General features: G+C 44.5%; 17 protein-coding genes. 12 read left to right on the top strand and 5 right to left on the bottom strand.

Annotated elements, in window-relative coordinates; genetic code table 11:
- Positions 1-111: 111 nt before the first annotated feature.
- Entirely contained in the window at positions 112-1,344 is a 1,233-nt protein-coding gene (locus tag R7Z47_RS12720) for a CinA family nicotinamide mononucleotide deamidase-related protein (RefSeq protein ID WP_256902913.1), read from the top strand.
- Positions 1,345-1,440: 96 nt separating this feature from the next.
- Here R7Z47_RS12720 and yfaE read toward each other — a convergent pair whose 3' ends face one another.
- The 4 genes from yfaE to ubiG form a co-directional block, all read right to left on the bottom strand.
- The gene (gene yfaE / locus R7Z47_RS12715) at positions 1,441-1,722 is read right to left on the bottom strand and encodes a class I ribonucleotide reductase maintenance protein YfaE (RefSeq protein ID WP_005376817.1); all 282 of its coding nucleotides are present in this window, start codon (positions 1,720-1,722) and stop codon (positions 1,441-1,443) included.
- A complete protein-coding gene (gene nrdB / locus R7Z47_RS12710; protein ID WP_005376818.1) occupies positions 1,722-2,855 on the bottom strand; it encodes a class Ia ribonucleoside-diphosphate reductase subunit beta in 1,134 nt (377 codons plus the stop codon). The genes yfaE and nrdB overlap by 1 nt, the downstream gene beginning before the upstream one ends.
- Positions 2,856-2,938: 83 nt before the next feature.
- Complete coding sequence (nrdA, locus tag R7Z47_RS12705) at positions 2,939-5,221, bottom strand: class 1a ribonucleoside-diphosphate reductase subunit alpha (protein ID WP_005376819.1); 2,283 nt, start codon at positions 5,219-5,221, stop codon at positions 2,939-2,941.
- Between the two features lie 501 nt (positions 5,222-5,722).
- Entirely contained in the window at positions 5,723-6,430 is a 708-nt protein-coding gene (gene ubiG, locus R7Z47_RS12700) for a bifunctional 2-polyprenyl-6-hydroxyphenol methylase/3-demethylubiquinol 3-O-methyltransferase UbiG (RefSeq protein WP_005376820.1), read from the bottom strand.
- Positions 6,431-6,905: 475 nt separating this feature from the next.
- On the opposite strand from ubiG, the gene gyrA reads away from it, so the two are divergent.
- From gyrA to R7Z47_RS12685, 3 genes are all read left to right on the top strand, one after another.
- Positions 6,906-9,626, top strand: a complete 2,721-nt coding sequence (gyrA, locus tag R7Z47_RS12695; protein ID WP_213868126.1) for a DNA topoisomerase (ATP-hydrolyzing) subunit A — start codon at positions 6,906-6,908, stop codon at positions 9,624-9,626.
- Between the two features lie 123 nt (positions 9,627-9,749).
- The gene (locus R7Z47_RS12690) at positions 9,750-10,373 is read left to right on the top strand and encodes a tetratricopeptide repeat protein (protein WP_165401636.1); all 624 of its coding nucleotides are present in this window, start codon (positions 9,750-9,752) and stop codon (positions 10,371-10,373) included.
- Between the two features lie 42 nt (positions 10,374-10,415).
- Positions 10,416-10,970, top strand: coding sequence for a hypothetical protein (locus tag R7Z47_RS12685; protein WP_213971098.1), 555 nt, complete (start codon positions 10,416-10,418; stop codon positions 10,968-10,970).
- A 118-nt stretch (positions 10,971-11,088) separates the two neighbouring features.
- Here the strand turns inward: R7Z47_RS12685 and nrfA are convergent, their stop codons facing one another.
- Entirely contained in the window at positions 11,089-12,516 is a 1,428-nt protein-coding gene (gene nrfA / locus R7Z47_RS12680; RefSeq protein WP_256902912.1) for an ammonia-forming nitrite reductase cytochrome c552 subunit, read from the bottom strand.
- A 450-nt stretch (positions 12,517-12,966) separates the two neighbouring features.
- Here nrfA and nrfB point away from each other — a divergent pair, with 450 nt between their 5' ends.
- The 8 genes from nrfB to R7Z47_RS12640 all read left to right on the top strand — a co-directional run bounded on the left by nrfB (position 12,967) and on the right by R7Z47_RS12640 (position 19,241).
- A complete protein-coding gene (nrfB, locus tag R7Z47_RS12675) occupies positions 12,967-13,569 on the top strand; it encodes a cytochrome c nitrite reductase pentaheme subunit (RefSeq protein ID WP_009706898.1) in 603 nt (200 codons plus the stop codon).
- Between the two features lies 1 nt (position 13,570).
- On the top strand, positions 13,571-14,257 hold the full coding sequence (gene nrfC / locus R7Z47_RS12670) for a cytochrome c nitrite reductase Fe-S protein (protein ID WP_086046905.1): 687 nt from the start codon (positions 13,571-13,573) through the stop codon (positions 14,255-14,257).
- Positions 14,254-15,225 (top strand): cytochrome c nitrite reductase subunit NrfD, encoded by a 972-nt coding sequence (gene nrfD / locus R7Z47_RS12665; protein ID WP_213960502.1) that lies wholly within the window; start codon positions 14,254-14,256, stop codon positions 15,223-15,225. The genes nrfC and nrfD overlap by 4 nt, the downstream gene beginning before the upstream one ends.
- Positions 15,226-15,234: 9 nt before the next feature.
- Positions 15,235-17,142, top strand: coding sequence for a heme lyase CcmF/NrfE family subunit (locus R7Z47_RS12660; protein ID WP_256902911.1), 1,908 nt, complete (start codon positions 15,235-15,237; stop codon positions 17,140-17,142).
- Positions 17,120-17,653 (top strand): DsbE family thiol:disulfide interchange protein, encoded by a 534-nt coding sequence (locus R7Z47_RS12655; protein ID WP_256902910.1) that lies wholly within the window; start codon positions 17,120-17,122, stop codon positions 17,651-17,653. The genes R7Z47_RS12660 and R7Z47_RS12655 overlap by 23 nt, the downstream gene beginning before the upstream one ends.
- Entirely contained in the window at positions 17,640-18,050 is a 411-nt protein-coding gene (gene nrfF / locus R7Z47_RS12650) for a heme lyase NrfEFG subunit NrfF (protein WP_025767282.1), read from the top strand. The genes R7Z47_RS12655 and nrfF overlap by 14 nt, the downstream gene beginning before the upstream one ends.
- A gap of 146 nt (positions 18,051-18,196) precedes the next feature.
- On the top strand, positions 18,197-18,373 hold the full coding sequence (locus R7Z47_RS12645) for a hypothetical protein (protein WP_020480909.1): 177 nt from the start codon (positions 18,197-18,199) through the stop codon (positions 18,371-18,373).
- 271 nt (positions 18,374-18,644) lie between these two features.
- Positions 18,645-19,241: a GTP cyclohydrolase II gene (locus tag R7Z47_RS12640; protein ID WP_025767283.1), complete on the top strand. Its 597-nt coding sequence runs from the start codon at positions 18,645-18,647 to the stop codon at positions 19,239-19,241.
- Positions 19,242-19,380 lie beyond the last annotated feature (139 nt).

Below are 19,380 nucleotides of genomic sequence, written 5' to 3'. Positions count from 1 at the left end.
AACACTTGACCCTTATTTAGTCCCAACAAACCTCGGCGAGATTTGTCCAAATAAAAAGAAAAATAAGCGCTATAACGAAAATAGGATTGTGCTTACGTTCAGGAGTCAGTTGTGAAAATAGCAATGCTTAGTACTGGTGAGGAAGTCCTCCACGGTGATATTGTTGATACTAATGCGGCATGGTTGTCTAGCCTGTTTTATCAACATGGATTTGGCTTAACAAAGCGCTCAACGGTTGGCGATAGCCTATCGAGTTTGGTTGAAGAGTTTTTAATGCTCAGCTTTAACAACGATGTGGTTATTGTTAATGGTGGTTTAGGCCCTACAACGGATGACATGAGTGCCGCCGCCGCCGCGAGAGCCGCCGATTGTAAACTGGTGCTATTCAAAGAGTGGTTGCAGCATCTAGAAAGTTTGTATGCTCGACGTGGCATCCCTATGCCGGACAGTAATTTAAAGCAAGCAATGCTGCCAGAAACGGCAGAGATATTGGACAACCCGATAGGCACTGCTTGCGGTTTCAAAATGCTGATTAATGATGCCATTTTTTATTTCACACCGGGTGTACCAAGTGAATTTAAGCTCATGGCAGAGACGCAAATTCTTCCCGATCTGAGAAGAGTGTTTCCCGATGTGCAAGGTTCATGTTGTAGCCGAATCTACACGTTTGGTCTGTCTGAATCCGGTATTTCAGATAAGCTAGATCAGCTAAAACTTCCTCAAGGCTATGAGCTAGGGTATCGCTCTTACTTGCCTTTTATTGAAGTGAAACTTTTTGGTCCTTCAGATCAGCTTGAAAAGCGTTTGAAACTCGTACAGATAATTAATAAACACCTTGAGAGTAATACCGTTAGTATTGACTTACCTATGGTTGAAAATGTCGGCCAGTTGTTGGTCGATAAAGGACTAACAGTGTCGACCTCCGAAAAAAGTAGCGGAGGATACTTAACGTACTGGCTAAACGGTGATGAAAACGCTGAAAAGCAACTAGGGCATGGTTGGATACTACCGAGCCTGACTCAAGCGATGGCCAACAGCGGAGATCCATTAGCAGAAACGTTTGCTCTGGCTGGTGCTACACGAGAGAAGTGTGGGACGGATTTATCACTCGTTACTGGCCATATTGAAGAGGGTGTTTTTTCCGTCGCTTTATCGACACCGTCAGGCGAGTGGGGAGCGTTATATAAACTCTCGAAAAAGTATCAGCGCAGTGATCAAGTTAAAGTGATCAGCACGGCAGCACTAGACTTGTTGCGTCGCTACCTAGAACGTAAACCGATGTTTGCGCATTATGCATTTTTAGAGAAAGTTAAAGAGATGCACCTCCCGAGCAGTGCTTTATAACCAAAGCTCTATACAGTAGTCTGAGAGACAAAACACAGAGACAAAAAAGCCAAGGTGATTGCCTTGGCTTTTGCATTTTATACCGTCGAGTCAACGTTATGCGCGCTGCTTTTCTTTCATCGCGTAGTTAACGCCGCTAAGTGACAAATCTGATTTTGCTTTACAGATACAAGGTAATATTTCATCACTTTGTGTGTAAGCCATGGCAAAACCAACATACTCCACTTCACCAGACTCCAATTTGCAGCGACAGGCGCCGCAGTGCCCATCACGGCAGTTATATTCTGGTAATAGGCCAGCTTGCTCCATTGTTTCCAAAATCGTATTGGAAGGGTTGGATTCAATGCTGATCAGTTTGTTGATTTTGAGTGTTGCCATTACAGCTCGAATCCTTCGAAGTCATCTGCGCGAACTTCATTGTCAATTTGACCCACAAGGTAAGAAGAGATTTCTGCTTCTTGAGGCGCAACTTGAACGTTATCTGAAGACAACCAAGCGTTAATCCATGGAATTGGGTTGGTTGTTGCTTCTGGATACGCTGCTGGTAGACCTACCGCTTGCATACGAATATTTGTGATGTATTCAACGTATTGGCTTAGGATGTCTTTGTTTAGACCGATCATAGAGCCATCTTTGAATAGATACTCTGCCCACTCTTTTTCTTGCTCAGCCGCTTCTTTGAATAGGTCAAAACAGTCCTGTTTTGCCTCTTCTGCGATTTGCATGAAAGTGAAGTCATCTTGACCGTTACGTAGCAGGTTGATCATGTGCTGCGTGCCGTTTAAGTGAAGTGCTTCGTCACGAGCGATCAGCTTGATGATTTTCGCGTTACCTTCCATTAGTTCGCGTTCTGCGAAAGCGAAAGAACATGCGAAACTGACGTAAAAACGAATAGCTTCTAATGCGTTAACAGACATCAGACAGATGTACAGCTTCTTCTTAAGATCGTACAGACTAACCTTAACCGTTTCACCGTTAAGGACATGCTCACCTTCACCGTAGCGATGGTAATCATTCGTCGCTTGAATCAAATCGTCGTAGTAGTGCGCGATGTCTTTTGCACGCTTCAGAATGTGCTCGTTCTCAACGATATCATCAAACACTACAGCAGGGTCGTTCACGATGTTACGAATAATGTGTGTGTAAGAACGAGAGTGAATCGTTTCAGAGAAAGACCAAGTCTCAATCCAAGTCTCTAGTTCTGGCAGAGACACAAGCGGCAGCAGTGCCACGTTAGGGCTGCGGCCTTGGATAGAGTCAAGAAGCGTTTGGTACTTCAAGTTAGAGATGAAGATGTGCTTCTCGTGATCTGGCAGTTTGTTGTAATCGATACGGTCGCTAGATACGTCTACTTCTTCTGGACGCCAGAAGAAAGAAAGTTGTTTCTCGATAAGTTTTTCGAAAATCTCAAACTTTTGTTGGTCGTAACGTGCAACGTTTACTGATTGACCTAGGAACATTGGTTCCTTCAATTGGTCATTCTTTTTTTGGTTAAAAGTACTGTAAGCCATAATGCCTCAATTCCTTTTAAACCTCCCCGTAAGGGGGAGGTTATCGATAGTCTGTCTTTACGGGTTCGCTAGGTACGGGAAGATTAAATCTTACAACCGCCGCCAGCACAATCGTCATCTTGTGGTTGAACAGCGTCTTTCTGTTCATCTTTCGCGCCATCACGAGTGTTGTGGTAGTAAAGCGTTTTCACACCAAACTTATACGCTGTTAGCAGGTCTTGAAGTAGTTTCTTCATTGGAACCTTGCCAGTCTCGTAACGTGACGGGTCGTAGTTAGTATTAGCAGAGATAGCTTGGTCAACAAACTTCTGCATAATACCCACAAGGTGCAGATAACCGTCGTTCGAACCGATATTCCAAAGCAGTTCATAGCTGTCTTTAAGTTCTGTGAACTCTGGTACAACTTGCTTCAGGATACCGTCTTTCGAAGCTTTTACTGAAACGTAACCACGTGGTGGCTCAATACCGTTAGTTGCGTTTGAAATCTGAGAAGAAGTCTCAGAAGGCATTAGCGCAGTCAGTGTTGAGTTACGTAGGCCGTGCTCCATAATTTCTTTACGTAGGCTGTCCCAGTCGTAGTGCAGCGCTTCGTCACAAATTAGGTCGATATCTTTCTTATACGTATCAATCGGCAGTAAGCCTTTCGCGTAGTTCGTCTCGTCGAATGAAGGACACTTACCTTGTTCTTTCGCCAGTGCTACAGATGCTTTCAATAGGTAGTACTGCATTGCTTCGAACGTACGGTGAGTTAGGCCGTTCGCGCTACCGTCAGAGTATTTCACGCCATTCTTCGCTAAGTAGTAAGCAAAGTTAATCACACCAACACCTAGCGTACGACGGTTCATAGTCGATTTGTATGCCGCTGGTAGAGGGTAATCTTGGTAATCAAGCAGTGCATCTAACGCACGAACAACAAGATCGGATAGCTCTTCGAAATCATCTAGAGACTTGATAGCACCTAAGTTGAATGCAGAAAGCGTACACAGTGCGATCTCGCCTGAGTCATCTTCAACGTTAGTTAATGGTTTCGTTGGCAGTGCGATTTCTAAACATAGGTTCGACTGACGAACTGGAGCGACTTCAGAATCAAATGGGCTGTGAGTATTACAGTGGTCCACGTTCTGGATGTAGATACGACCCGTTGATGCACGCTCTTGCATTAGCAGAGTGAACATTTCAATCGCTTTAACCGTTTCTTTCTTGATTGAAGGATCGTTCTCGTACTTCACGTATAGACGCTCAAACTCTTCTTGGTTTTCGAAGAATGCGTCGTACAGACCAGGTACATCAGATGGTGAGAATAGCGTAATATTGCCGCCTTCAACTAAACGTTGGTACATCAGTTTGTTTAACTGAACACCGTAGTCCATGTGACGAACACGGTTTTCTTCAACACCACGGTTGTTCTTAAGTACCATTAGTGAGCGTGCTTCACCGTGCCACATTGGGTAGAACACAGTAGCTGCGCCACCACGTACACCACCTTGTGAACAACATTTTACTGCTGTTTGGAAGTACTTGTAGAACGGAATACAACCAGTGTGGAATGCTTCACCACCGCGAATCTCTGAGCCTAATGCACGGATACGACCTGCGTTGATACCAATACCAGCGCGCTGAGATACATAACGAACAATTGAGCTTGCTGTTGCGTTAATAGAATCAAGACTGTCTCCACACTCGATCAGAACACATGAGCTGAACTGGCGAGTAGGGGTACGCACGCCAGACATAATTGGCGTAGGTAGAGAAATCTTAAATGTCGATGTCGCATCGTAGAAACGTTTGATGTAATCAAGACGTGTCGCTTTTGGATATTTCGCAAATAAGCACGCTGCTACAAGGATGTATAAGAACTGAGCACTTTCGTAAATTTGGCCCGTAACACGGTTCTGTACGAAGTACTTACCCTCTAGCTGCTTAACTGCCGCGTATGAGAAGTTTAGGTCGCGTTTATGGTCGAGGTACGCATCAAGTTCGTCGAGTTCTGCTTTTGTGTAGTCTTCTAGAATATGTTGATCGTACTTACCCATATCGACGAGGCGAGACACGTGATCATAAAGCGTTGGTGGCTCGTATTGGCCATACGCTTTTTTACGCAGATGGAATACCGCTAGGCGAGCAGCTAGGTATTGGTAATCCGGAGTCTCTTCAGAGATCAGGTCTGCCGCAGACTTGATGATTGTCTCGTGAATATCTGTCGTTGTGATGCCGTCGTAAAACTGGATGTGAGCGCGAAGTTCTACTTGAGAAACCGAAACATTATCTAGACCTTCTGCAGCCCAAGTGATAACGCGGTGGATTTTATCCAGATCGATACTTTCTTTACGGCCATCACGCTTGGTGACGGTAAGTTGTTGGTTCATTCTGCTTTATTTCCCTAAGAAAACTGATAAAAGCCGTATTTTTGTTTGTTTATGTGCAATATGAGTAAAGCTTGCGGCGGCTTTGTGATCAAAGTCTATCTATATATTGTCGCTTAAACACAACATATAGGGGTTCATTTGTTTGCGGGTTACAAGATAGTGCTATTACACTGATTTATCAAGGTACAGTTCGGGGATGACTTGTGGATAACTGACAAAATGAAAAAAATCAGTAAGTGAACACTAACCGATGAGAAAAGGGCAGACTTGAATGGTTAAAAGTACGGTTTCGAGATCGGTTTAGAAATAACCGCATGCAAAAATATTTTCCTTGATCTTTGGCCGTTTTTATCTACGAAAAATGGCTTGGTCAAAATGGAATCTAGAGCACGAATTTTAGCCATAAAAAGACAAAAAAAGCGGCAACTTTGTGCTACCGCTTCCGATTCATTTTCTTTAAAAAATGTCAATCACAAAACTCATTTTTTAACTTAATAGCGTTCAGTATTTTTTAGTATGAACGATGTAGTTTACATCTACATTACGACCGAGTTTGTAGCTGTCATTTAGAGGGTTGTAATGAAGCCCAGTAATGCCCATTTCCGTCAGGTCAGTTTGGTCTATCATCTTCATCATTTCGGCTGGCTTGATAAACTTATCGTGCTCATGAGTGCCTTCAGGAACAATCTTAAGAAGCTTCTCAGCACCGACAATAGCAAATAAGTACGACTTAATGTTTCGGTTCAAAGTTGAGAAAAACACGTGACCACCGGGTTTGACTAGCGCAGCACAAGAGCGGATAACGGAGAGAGGATCTGGAACGTGTTCAAGCATCTCCATACAAGTCACGACATCGTAAGTTCCTGCGTTTTCTATAGCGTGGTCTTCTATTGTGCTCTGAATGTAGGTCAGTTGAGTACCTGTTTCTAATGCATGTAGTCGCGCGACTTCTAATGGTTCTTTACCCATATCAAGTCCAGTCACAATAGCGCCTTCTTTTGCCATGCTTTCAGCAAGAATGCCACCACCACAGCCGACATCAAGTGCGCGCTTGCCAAACAAGCCATTTGCTTTTTCAAGTACATAGTTCAAACGAAGTGGGTTAATTTGATGAAGTGGCTTAAACTCGCCTTCTAAATCCCACCATCGAGAAGCCATGTCCTCGAATTTCTTAATTTCACTTGGGTCGACGTTTTGTGCTTTAGTCATAATTGGTTTTATTGCATTCAATCTGAGTCCTTTAGAGGGCGCCAGTATACTCCAACGTTTTATACCCAAACAACCTCGATGTGCTTAGTTAAGGGACAATGACAGAGTTCACTGGCGCGGCAATAGCGACAGGTTCCTGTATTTTTGAAAGCGCTCGCTATTGTTTTTGGTTCATCCTTGAACTGGTGCCAGTGACAATAACTCTAAAACCTGCATTTTCGCGTTGTGTAGTTAAAGGAATTTACCTCGCTTTTCCGCGTAAAGAGTCCGATTTTGCTCAATGTTGACCGAAATATAACCACTAATCAGAAAGATATGGGATTAGTGTGCAAATTCTCGACATTTGATTCATAACCAAGCTCACAACCTGATAAAAGGAGAGGGAAAGTGATGCCGAAGTGATGAATTGTGTGTTATATTTTTGCACCTTACACGTATCGTAATTACGATCAGATAATAGAGGGATAATGGCTCTATGAGCGATTTAGCTAAAGAGATCACGCCCGTAAACATTGAAGATGAGCTTAGAGGTTCATACCTAGACTACGCGATGTCAGTCATCGTGGGTCGTGCTCTTCCAGATGTGCGTGATGGCCTAAAACCAGTACACCGCCGCGTTTTATTCGCGATGAACGTACTAGGCAACGATTGGAACAAACCATATAAAAAATCAGCCCGTGTTGTCGGCGACGTAATCGGTAAATATCACCCACATGGTGATAGTGCTGTGTACGACACAATCGTACGTATGGCTCAGCCGTTCTCGCTTCGTTACATGCTGGTCGATGGTCAAGGTAACTTTGGCTCGATCGATGGCGACTCTGCTGCGGCAATGCGTTACACCGAAGTTCGAATGGCAAAAATTGCCCATGAACTATTGGCTGACCTAGACAAAGAAACCGTAGACTACGTACCAAACTACGACGGTACTGAGCAGATCCCAGCGGTTCTTCCAACTAAAATTCCAAACCTATTGGTTAACGGTGCTTCTGGTATCGCAGTAGGTATGGCAACCAACATCCCGCCTCATAACCTTGGCGAAGTGATTGATGGCTGTCTTGCATACATCAATAATGAAGAAATCACTATTGATGAACTAATGGATTACATTCCTGGTCCTGATTTCCCAACGGCGGCGCTTATCAGCGGTCGTAAAGGCATTGTAGACGCGTACAAAACAGGTCGTGGCAAAATCTACATGCGTTCGAAAGCGGACATCGAAGTGGAGAAGAATGGTAAAGAGACCATTATCGTCACTGAAATTCCTTACCAGGTGAACAAAGCTCGCTTGATCGAAAAGATCGCTGAGCTAGTTAAAGATAAGAAAGTAGAAGGTATCAGTGCACTGCGCGACGAGTCAGATAAAGACGGTATGCGCATTGTTATTGAGTGTAAGCGCGATGCTGTGGGCGAAGTAGTTCTAAACAATCTTTACGCTCAGACTCAGCTGCAAACCACTTTCGGTATCAATATGGTGGCTCTAAACAATGGCCAGCCACAGCTATTCAACCTAAAAGATATGTTGAAGTGCTTCGTTGATCACCGTCGTGAAGTTGTGACACGTCGTACTATCTTCGAACTGCGTAAAGCTCGTGAACGTGCTCATATCCTTGAAGGTTTAGCTCTAGCGCTTGCTAACATTGATGAAATCATTGAGCTTATCCGTAAGGCACCTACACCGGCTGAAGCAAAAGCGGGTCTTATCGCTCGTGGTTGGGATTTAGGCAACGTTTCAGCAATGCTAGAGCGTGCTGGTACAGATGCTGCGCGCCCTGAATGGCTAGAGCCTGAATACGGTATTCGTGATGGTCAGTACTTCCTGACTGAGCAACAAGCACAAGCTATCCTAGATCTACGTTTACATAAACTAACAGGTCTAGAACACGAGAAGATTCTTGGCGAATACAAAACACTTCTAGAAGAAATCGCTGAACTCATGCATATCCTTGCGAGCACTGAGCGTTTGATGGAAGTTATCCGTGAGGAACTTGAAGCGGTTCGTGACGGCTTTGGTGACGCTCGTCGTACAGAAATCACAGCTGCGAGCCATGATATTGACATGGAAGAGCTGATCGCACGTGAAGACGTTGTAGTTACTCTATCTCACGGTGGTTACGTTAAGTACCAAGTACTGAGCGACTACGAGTCACAGCGCCGTGGTGGTAAAGGTAAGAGTGCGACTAAGATGAAAGATGAAGACCATATCGAGCGTCTTCTAGTGGCGAATACCCACGATAACATTTTGTGTTTCTCTACTCGTGGTAAGACATACCGCCTGAAAGTTTACCAATTGCCTCTAGCGAGCCGTACTGCGCGTGGTAAGCCAATTGTGAACATCCTTCCACTCGAAGAAGGTGAGCGCATTACCGCAATTCTGCGTGTTGATGAATTCTCTGAAGACAAATTCATCTTCATGGCAACAGGTGACGGTACGGTTAAGAAAACGCCGTTGAACCAGTTTGCAAACGTACGTTCAAACGGCCTAATCGCTGTGAACCTACGTGAAGACGATTCGTTAATCGGTGTGGATATCACTAACGGCGAAAACGAAATCATGCTGTTCTCTAAAGCGGGTAAAGTGGTTCGCTTTAAAGAAGCAGAAGAGATTCCAGTACTTGATGAAAATGGTAAACCAGTTCTTGATGAGAATGGTCAGCCAGAGATCAAGTTTAAAGGTGTTCGTCCTATGGGTCGTACCGCCTCTGGTGTTCGTGGTATGAAACTGGCTGAAAATGACCAAGTTGTATCACTTATTGTTCCTTCGCACGAAGGCGACATCCTAACGGTTACAGAAAACGGTTATGGTAAACGTACAGCACTTAGCGAGTACCCGACAAAAGGTCGTGGCACTCAAGGTGTAGTTTCTATCAAAGTTTCTGAGCGAAATGGCCCGGTAGTTGGTGCTATCCAGGTTGTTGAAGGTGATGAAATGATGATGATCACCGACGCTGGCACGTTAGTACGTACTCGTGTGGGTGAAGTTAGCCAGGTTGGTCGTAACACACAAGGTGTAACGCTTATCCGTACTGCGGAAGATGAATCAGTTGTTGGTTTGCAACGTATTGAAGAAGTTGATGATGAAGAGCTGCCTGCTGATGAAGATGCAGAAGCGTTAGAGTCAACAGACGAAAATACGCAGCAAGACGCTTCAGAAGCTCCAGCTGCTGATGATGCAGAGGAAGGTAACGAAGAGTAATCTTACATCGTTATCCTGATATGAAAAGCCGAGCCTTAGTTGCTCGGCTTTTTTGTATCTGTATCAACGCATTTAAAGTAAGAAATGCGTACACTGACGTTATCTTTGTTTACAGGACGTGTTATGTCTGTTTGGTTTTTCGCTGCCATCACTCTGATGGGGCTGTTTATCGTACTCTTATCACTGAGTGCATCAAAAGTTAAACCTGCTCAATGGTTTGGCTTTTGCCTGTTAGTACTTGTCGTGACGAGTGCCAGTTTCTTATTGCTGCATCAAACTCCGCCTAAACCAATACAAGCGGAAATGTCACGAATGATGACTGCTCGTGACATCATGAAAGAGATTCAAGACCAGTTGCGTGAAGATCCGAACAACGCTGAATTGTGGTTCCAACTCGGGCAGGGCTACCTGCTAGAGGGGGAATTTGATGGCGCGCTGATTTGTTTTGATTACGCGATCCAGCTGACTGAGCCAGTCAGTGCCACGCAACTTGCCGCAAAAGCGACGACCTTGTACTACATTCACCAGCAATCAATGACGCAAGAAGTTAGCTTGCTTTTGGAGCAAGCTTTGCAGATAGAACCGCACAATGAAGCCGCTTTGTCTTTGATCGCAAATGATCATTTTCTGTCATTCCGATTTCAGGAAGCGATTGATGCCTGGGTACTATTATTAGATTCTGATGATCCAAATTTAGATAGGGTGCAAATCATTAACTCTATTAACAAAGCAAAAGAGCTGTTGTAAGCGTACAATTTAACAAGCAATAGAGGGAAAGGTGGGCAACGAATGAAAAATAAAGCACTAAGCATATTGGTTTTGCTGTGCGGCTCTGTGCTGGCGGGTTGTAGCTCTTCCGATCATTCTGGCTCTTCCTCTACGGTTTATTATTCATCGGGTTACTACGACCCGTGGTGGTACGATCATGACGACTACTGGATTTATTACTATCCGGGCTGTTGCGATAACGACGATGAATACAAAGAGAAACTGGAAGAGTGGTGGAATGGTTTAGATGAAGACCAACAGCAATCCATCAAAGACAAAGTCGAAGATTGGAAAGACGATGATATGTCCGCCAATATCGATAACATGAAACGCCAACTCGACGATCATTGGCAATCACTGCCAGACGAGCAAAAGCAAGAGATTCAAACCAAGTGGGAGAATCGTCCGGAGCGTATTGAGCCAGCGGCTTTACAAGACAAAGCGGTAAAAGAAAAGGTTCAACAAAGAAAAGCATTACCGGAAACGAAGATCCAGCGTCCAGTTGCTCGTCCAAATGTGCAGATACCTAAAGCACGTCCAAATATTCAACCTAGACCTAGGCTTCCTCGTCGCTAGTACATTCGATTTTTGTCTCTCGATAGAATCAGGATGAAGAGATAAAGATAATAAAGAAAGAAAAGGGGCGTTCAGTACGCCCCTTGTTGTATCTATAAGTTAACCGTTGCCAGTTAGACTAATACGTGGCTTCGCGTTCAGCCGCTGCTTTATCCCATTCTGGTGCCACCGTTTCTAGGAAGTGTTTCTTATCTGCGTTCATCTTTTCCATATCCATGCCCAGTGCTTGTTGTGCTTTCGCTTTGGTCGAGATATCTGGAATTTGAACAGGATCAGTAATGCCTTTGGTTGCCAGTAAACGAACCAATTTGGTACGGGCGTCAGCAGCGCGATCAACTGCAGTACCTAGTACTTCAAGTGCTATCTCAGGAGCATGCATGTGGACACCGTGAGAAGCAATCGCGTAGTCCCAACGCCATTGTGCATGGCGAATATCTTGTAGGATAGATTCCATCTCTGCTTCTGTTGCACCTGCTTTCCACGCTGCGCCTGCTTCAAAGTGTGCCGCTACGATTTGCTTCTCGGCGGTTAGCTTCATGTTCAGTACTTGCGCTTTGCGAGTCGAGACGATGCCTTGTAGCTGCTCTTTAGTTTGGGTATGGCATTGCGCACAGGTGTCTTCAAAACGATCAAATGGGTTACCCACTTTGTGGTCTGTGTACACCGTACCGTCTTCTTTGGTCACTTTAGGCATGTGGCAGTCCACACACACCACTTTGTTTTTACCATGAATACCCGCTCTCCAAGTTTCGAAACCCGGGTGTTGTGCTTTTAGCATCGGCGCTTTAGATACGGCATGCGTCCAATCTTTGAAATTCAACGCGTCGTAGTATTTCTCCATGTCATTAACGGTGGTGCCCATATCCCATGGGAATTTAACCGCTTTAGTTGGGCCGGTGAAGTAGTATTCAACGTGACATTGAGCGCAGACCGATGCTTGCTTATCTAGGCGAGACTGTTCATCAAAGTTTTTACCAATAGTATCAAAAGCACGCTCGACGTATGGGCGAGTCAGTGCTAGCGCAGGTTCGCCTTTCTTGAAGGCTTCAGAGCCTGTGTTGTGGCAATCGGAACAACCGATAGGGTTGACGATTTCTGAGCCTAAGCGTGCCCATTTACCTTCGAAATAACCGTCTTCACCACGTTCATCAATCACGCGAGCAACGTCTGGGCTTTTACAGCTCCAGCACGCCATCGGCATAGGCCCGGACTTCTCGTCGGTTGGTGCGCCGGTACGTAAGGTTTGGCGAACATCATCAAGTGCGTAAAAGTGACCGCGCGCTTTGTTGTAGTCTTTCGCGAAGCCATAACCTGCCCACAGGATAACCATGTTTGGGTCTTCACTTAGAGCATCTTCAATGTGCTCACTTTCGGATGTTGCTTTCCAAGAATGGTATTGATCAGGGTGGTTCTGTTCAAAGACATCGTTACGAGGATCGATAAAATCCTTCTCTTCTGCCGCTAACGGAGCGTCAACCAAAAATAATTGGCTGGCGAATAAGGTCGCAACCGCAATAGGTGCGCTCATCCAGTGTTTTATGCTCACAGTGTTATCTCCATATTCGTTTTTATTAGCAGCGTTGTGAGGAGCTATTCCAAATAAGAACTGGAGATCTACGATTAATAATATTGCTTAATTGGATAGATGAAATAGTGAGTGAATCTTGTCTTGTTTTAGATCAATTTACACCAGTGATCTCAGTCATGTTTGAATTCATATACCCCTAAAGTAGTAGTTGTTAAGTCATTGTTCTGCAATGCTTTGGGTTTTTAACCTTTTTAAAAATAGGGTGATTTAGTTCGCTTTTTGAGCAGGCGTTTCTACCCCTTATGAATAATAGAGGTATTATAAATATAGGTTTAGCGTTGTGGCTTTCCGAAATAAGAATTGATGTCATTTGAAGATCTAAAAAATATCTTCAGAGGAAATTAATTGTCGCTCAAATAAATAATTGAGAATAGTTATCAATTATTATCGAGCTAAGGAAAGAACAATATGGGCAATATAAAATTGACCATAGAGACAATGCTGAAACTTCTCTTCGTCTTTGCCATCTATGGTTTCTCCATCGCCGCCCATGCGACTTCTTCAGAGCCGATTGAAGGTGCTCAAGCTGAGCGTCATCAAGTCGAGTTGATCCGTGACCGTGACTACAAGTGTCTGCAATGTCATAAGGATGCAAAAGAGACTCTGAACCTTTCGCATGACCCGCAAGCTCTACTCAGCCAAGGGAAGCAACTTAATTGCACCAATTGCCATAGCAACATTGGTCCCGACCATCGTGAGGGCGCGCCTGATGTAATTAAGTTTTCTGCCGCGCAATCGAAAGAGGTACACGACAAAGTGTTCCTTGATCCAAGTATGATTCTTAAAGCCAACAGCCAATGTGTGGATTGCCATGCACCGACACAACTGAGAGAAAGCCACTGGACGCACGATGTGCACGCCAAAAACCTCACTTGTTCAAATTGCCACGATGTACACGCAGCGAAAACCAAAGCGTTGTCGTACGACAGAAAACAACTGATCAAGCAGTGTGTGGATTGTCACTCTGAATTTGCCGTCGAACCTGAACTTGCCAAAGAAGAGGAGAGATAGCATGAAATGTTCGAGAAGAAACTTTTTAGCCGGCAGCGGCGCGTTGATTTTAACTACAGGCGTTGCAGGCACTTCCGTTGTTAGCTCCTCTCTTTATGCCAGCAACCGTGAACAAGCGAAACGCATGGGTATGGTTCATGATGAAAATGCCTGCATTGGCTGTACCGCTTGTACCGATGCTTGTCGCGAAGTAAATAAAGTCCCTGAAGGCGTAACGCGACTTAAAATTCATCGCAGTGAACCGATTGGCGAATTTCCAGATGTGGAATACCAGTTTACTCGCGAATCCTGTCAACACTGTGATAACCCTCCATGTGTATACGTTTGTCCAACAGGCGCTGCATACAAAGATGAAGCGACCGGCATCGTGGATGTACACAAAGAGAAATGTGTCGGATGTGGTTATTGCCTTGCTGCTTGCCCTTACCAAGTGCGCTTCTTTAATCCAGTCGATCACTCTGCGGATAAATGTAACTTCTGCCGTGATACCAACCTAGCGCAAGGTAAGCAGCCAGCTTGCGTGGAATCTTGCCCAACAAAAGCACTCATCTTTGGTGATTTGAATGACCCAACTAGCGAGGTGAGCAAAGCTATCGAAAGCCATGTTGTCTATCGCGATAAATCGCATTTAGGTACGCAACCTAAACTGTACAAAATTCCGCATAGCAAAGGGGAGGTGTCATCATGAACGGCTTCGAAAGTGTATTCCACTTTGACTCGTTAGTCTGGGATTGGATCATCGCGATTTACTTATTCCTTGCTGGGATGTCAGCGGGTGCGGTGATGATTTCAATCTATTTAAAACGCAAAGTGATTGAAGGTGATCCCGCAAAAAACGGCATCATGAAAGCGATGGCTTGGCTCGCACCATTTGGCATCATTGCTGGGTTGGTAATTTTGATTTTCCATTTAACCAAGCCTTTAGAGTTTTGGAAGATCATGATCTACTACAACCCAACGTCTGTGATGTCGATGGGCGTGATCTTATTCCAAGTGTACATGATCGTGTTGTTTGCTTGGATTGGCGTTATCTTCCGCCATCAAATCATCAGCTTCTGTGAAGGGAAGTTACCAAGCAAACTGCTGGATTTTGCCGATGGCATTTTGATTAAGGCGGGGAAAGCCAACAACGCCATTGAATTGTTCTTGGGCTTCTTAGCCATCGTGCTTGCAGCGTACACTGGCTTTCTATTGTCTGCGTTGAAGACTTACCCAATGCTAAACAATCCAGTACTGCCAATCTTGTTCCTGTTCTCTAGTTTGTCCTCGGGCGCAGCAGCATGCTTGATGTTCGGCATCTTGGTGTTTAAAGAGTCGACTAGCAGCCCAAGTGTGTCTTGGGTACACGGATTTGAACGCCCAGTAGTATTGTTTGAGCTGTTTGTCTTAGTGACTTTCTTTACTGGACTGATCTTCAGCGGTGGTCAGAACGAAGTCGCGGCTTGGAATGCTATTTCGAGTGGATTCTGGGCTCAATGGTTCTGGGGTGGGGTAGTGTTCATCGGCATGATAACGCCTTTGACTCTCAATTGGTTGACGCCTTCTGAAGTGCGCCACAAAGGCAGTTACGTTTTTGTGGTCACGACGTTGAGCTTGGTTGGCGTACTTATGCTGCGTACTTTCATTCTCTATGCCGGTCAAATGACCGTAGTGTAAGGGGGATAAATGGAAGCTGAGCTAGGGTTCTTCTTACTGATATTGGTGGCTGTAACATCGACTTGTGCATCGTTGCTGCATTGGCTACGTCTTGCTTTGGGTAAGAAGGCGACATTGCCGCATCAAGTCGCGATGTCCCACATGATTAGCTTAGCTTCCATCATTTGTTTAGCACTTCTGATCGTCTGCTTCGTGCAAGACAACTTCGCGTTGGAATATGTTGTTACGCATTCCAACAGTCAACTTCCCGTGGCGTTCAAAATTGCTGCCGCTTGGGGTGGGCACCAAGGCTCCATGTTGTTTTGGGTCGTCACCTTGAGTTTATGGGCGTCGTTTATTGCATTTAAGTCACCGCTCAACGCCCAATATACTTGTGACTGTTTAGGAATCATGAACGTTCTTATTGCGACATTTGCTTGGTTCACGTTAATGACCTCTAACCCGTTCGAGTATGCCCAAGTATTGGCGTCGGAAGGACGAGATCTAAACCCAATGTTGCAAGATGTTGGGCTTATCATTCATCCACCATTGCTTTATCTCGGTTATGTCGGTTACGCAGCAATATTAGCTTTTGCATTAGCAGCCCTATTGGGTAAACAACCGATGAGCGATTGGTATGTGGTTGCTCGAAGCGCAGCGTTTTTTGCATGGGGAACGCTCACGTTGGGTATCTTGGTGGGATCATGGTGGGCGTACAATGAGCTAGGGTGGGGCGGCTGGTGGTTTTGGGACCCTGTGGAGAACGCTTCTCTACTCCCTTGGCTTACTGGTACTGCTTTGTTGCACAGCGGTGTTGTCGCAACACGTAACAGAGGCGCAATTTGGAGTACCTATGCACTGGCGTTTGCTACGTTCAGCCTAAGCATTTTAGGGACATTCGTGGTGCGCTCTGGCGTGCTGACTTCAGTGCACGCTTTTGCGGTGGACCCAACTAAAGGTTTGGTGCTGATTGGTGTATTGAGCTTGCTTGTCATTATCACTTTTGGCGTACTGATTTTGCGAGGAGAACAACTCCCTCGTTTCAAACTTCAATCTCTAGCGAGCCGAGCTTACACTGCTTATATCGCCAAAGGGCTGCTGGTTATTGCGACTGCCATCGTTTTTCTTGGCACTTTTTATCCGATGGTTTATCAACTGCTCGGTTTAGGGAACATTTCGGTTGGCGCACCTTACTTTAATAGTCTGACCTTTCCATTAAGCATACTGGCTCTGATTGCCTTAGCATTCATGCCAGTGCTGAAATGGACAAAAGGCGCAGTGCCGAGTGGAAGCACTGATATCGCGATCAGTATTGCGTTATCTCTTGTCTCTGGGATCGGGTTTATCTTCTTAGTGCACGCACTGCATTTCGAAGTATTGCTAACCATAACGTTGGCTACTTGGGTGATTGTGGCGCATCTCGTTATGCTGTTTCGTTGTTCCAATAAGCGCAAACTCATGCCAATCGTGATGGCACATATCGGTTTTGCGCTGGCGGTGAGTGGAGCTGTATTCAACAGTCACTACTCATATGAACACAATTTACGTGTCGAACCCGGCAGTTCTCAACAAAGGGCGGGGATCACTATCGATTATCATGGTATCGAATGGCTGGTGGGGCCAAACTACACCGCGGAACAAGGACAGATCACCTTGCACTTGGGAGATGGCCGCATGCTCAATTTCAACCCGCAAAAGCGTCATTATCCTGTGCGAGTGATGAATATGACCGAGCCTGCGATTCGTTCACTATGGCATGGCGATTATTACGTGACATTGGGTGACAAAGTCGATACTCATGCTTATGCGATTAAAGTTCAGTACCGCGCAGGTATTTGGTGGATATGGTCTGGCGGGCTACTAGCTGTGTTTGGTGCGCTATTAACCGGCCTAAAGAAAAGGAGAGAGGCTATCAATGCGATCGAGAAATACGCTTAAACTCGCAGGTCTGTTTGTGGCTGTTGCCGTGTTTGCTGTAGTAACTTCGGTGGCTTTGTCTGAGCGACCACATGTTGAATTGTCCCCACAACGAAATTTAGAGACACCTAATTTTCGCTCTACTTCTCTGATCTCTGATGACATGGTTTCTGAGCAGTTGTTCAAAAGCGACGGATATAAATTATTGAATGTTTGGGCATCTTGGTGCGGAGTATGCAAACGAGAGCATGAAGAATTATTGCAGTTAGCAGAACTCGGTGTGCCTATTATTGGGCTGAATTATAGAGATCAAAAACAAGCCGCTCGTGAATATTTGAGCTCTAAACGAAATCCATATATTGAAGTAATTAGTGACCCTAATGGAAAGCTCGCTGTGGAGCTAGGTGTTATCGGAACGCCGGAAACTTACTTGATTGATCCAAATGGTCGTATATTGATCAAATATCGTGGAGAGCTAACGGCAGATAAATGGAACGATATATTTTCAGGATACTTGAATGTTTCGATTTAATAATCTTCTCCTCACTTTAATCCTATTTATACTATTTTCTCCTTTCACGAGAAGTGCGGATATAGAACAGAATGTTGATCTGTTTGAATTTCATTCTGTTGAAGTGCAACAGCGTGCAACCTCGTTAGCCAAGACATTACGCTGCCCGCAGTGTCAAAACCAAAACCTTGTCGAGTCTAATGCACAAGCGGCTAAAGACCTGAGGTTGAAAGTGTATACGATGGCCAATGAAGGCAGCTCAGATCAAGAAATAAAGGACTATCTAGTTGCTCGTTATGGGAATATTGTTCTGTATCAACCACCATTAAATTATTCCACGGCGCTGTTGTGGATCTTTCCTGTGCTATTTTTGATCTTTTTTGTCTTATATTCGATCCGAATGGTGAAGCGTAATTAATGTGACCGTTATTCCACTATTAAAAATAAATTGTGCACTTAACAAGCAGAATGTTATCATTTTTCCGAATTTATGAAGTTTCCAGTATAAAGAAAATAAAAATTTTGAGCTGGATAAGTAATAAAAGAACGAAATAGGTGCACGCAGTGGATTCAGTTATATTACAACTTAAAAAAGACTTCTATTCGCAGATTCGTGCATTGCAATCACCGAACCTGCCTCAAGTTACTTCAACGCTCGCCGTGTTGACCGACGAGGAAATCCAAGAACTCGAAGCAGTTTGGATTGAACTCGCCGTTTGGAAGCGCAGTCAGACCCATTAAAAGATAGACCAAACGACCTTCTTGAAACCCCAGACAAAATTTGTCTGGGGTTTTTTATTGTAGTTTTTTTAAATTGTTATAATATAACAATTGTTCAGTTGGAGAGTGGTTCTCTTTTACTGTCTTGAGTGGATAACTGCCCTCAATTGTGATCTCTATATTGCAAAATGCGGTATCAGTCCCCATAGTTGAAGAGCAACGAGTAAATCCCATGAATGCAATAACGAAAACGCATCAAGCGCATCAAGCAATAAATCGAGTGAGTATAGATATGGCGGAAGTACGTGCCAGAGTAGATTTTAAAGTCGGGGCAAAAAGTAACATTGATGCCGAAATTCTGTCTTTCCATGGTCTGAAGACAGACAAAGAGCATGTTGCTATTATCTTTAAACAAGCGGACCAAACTCAGGACATGCCTTTAGTTCGTATGCACTCTGAGTGTTTGACAGGCGATGTGTTCCACTCTTCACGCTGTGACTGTGGTGAGCAACTAGAAGAGACGATCAATCGCATGGGCGAGTCCGGTGGTATCATCTTGTATCTCCGTCAGGAAGGTCGTGGTATTGGTTTGTACAATAAGATCGATGCATACCGCTTACAAAGCCAGGGCATGAACACGTACGAAGCTAACAACCATTTGGGCTTTGATGATGACCTGCGTGATTTCACAGAAGCAGCACAAATGCTAGAAGCTTTAGGCGTGAATAAGATCCGCCTCGTGACGAACAACCCTAAGAAAATTCGTGAGTTATCTGAGTACGGAATTGAAATTGGCGAGGTTGTCAATACCTCTGCACATATCAAAGATGGCAACGAAAATTATCTGAAGGCAAAAGTCTCTCACGGAAAACATGACCTAAAGGTTTAATCCTAAAGATAAAACTGACAATAAAGTCTGTGAAAAACCTCATTTTTATGAGGTTTTTTTGTATCTGGAGTTGCAAATAAATTGTAAATTTGTATTATCTCGAGACTAAAGTGCAAATAAGAATAATTAGCACTACCAA

The organism is Vibrio sp. 1641 (genome assembly GCF_033339995.1).
Lineage (GTDB): Bacteria > Pseudomonadota > Gammaproteobacteria > Enterobacterales > Vibrionaceae > Vibrio > Vibrio alginolyticus.
Note: the sequence above shows the minus strand (reverse complement) of the source record. Positions and strands in the feature narration are given on the sequence as shown.